Here is a 691-nt window from a genome sequence, read left to right as displayed (position 1 = left end):
CGGCTTCGCCGGCGCCCTCATGAACAAGGACCTCGGCCTCGCCGAGCACGCGATCTCGGCGACCGGCGTCGACGCGCGCATGGGCATGCTGGCCCGAGCGATCTACCAGGACTTCGCCGCCGGCGAGGGTGTGTCGCAGGACTTCTCGGGCATCATCAACACGATCCGCGCCGAATCCGCCTGACCCTGGGTGCCCCGACGCGCCCTCCGGTCCACCGAATTCCCCCTCCTCGCGCTCGCGTGTCCCGATTTCTTGCGTATGAGCGGCGTCTTGTAGGCGAATCTGGGACATGATGACCGGGAATCGGGACATGCAATCGAGAATCGGGGACGCGCGTCCCCATGACCCGGAATGGAGCCCCATGGCCGAACACGAGACGACTCCGCCGATGACCGAATACGAGACGATCGCGTATGAAACGATCCTCGTCGAGACGCGCGGGCGGGTCGGCTGGATCACGCTCAACCGGCCGGAGGCGCTCAACGCGCTGAACACGCAGGTGTGCCGGGATGTCGTGGCGGCGGCATCCGTCTTCGATGCTGACGAGCAGATCGGTGCAATCGTCGTCACCGGCTCGGAGCGCGCGTTCGCCGCAGGCGCCGACATCAAAGAGATGGAGTCGAAGTCGGGGCTCGACATGCTGATGGGCGACCACTTCGGCGGCTGGGCGCAGTTCGCCGCCGTGCGCAC

General features: G+C 66.7%; 2 protein-coding genes. Both read left to right on the top strand.

Going from position 1 to position 691, the window contains the following annotated elements; all coding sequences use genetic code 11:
- A partial coding sequence (locus tag B1729_RS20000) for an NAD-binding protein (protein WP_163634568.1) occupies positions 1–184 on the top strand: 184 nt, incomplete at its 5' end.
- A gap of 205 nt (positions 185–389) precedes the next feature.
- Positions 390–691 (top strand): enoyl-CoA hydratase-related protein (locus tag B1729_RS19995; RefSeq protein WP_204318978.1); only part of this gene is annotated, 302 nt, incomplete at its 3' end.

The sequence above is a fragment of the Microbacterium sp. B35-04 genome, assembly GCF_010634885.1.
GTDB lineage: Bacteria > Actinomycetota > Actinomycetes > Actinomycetales > Microbacteriaceae > Microbacterium.
This window is presented reverse-complemented; position numbering and strand designations above follow the sequence as displayed.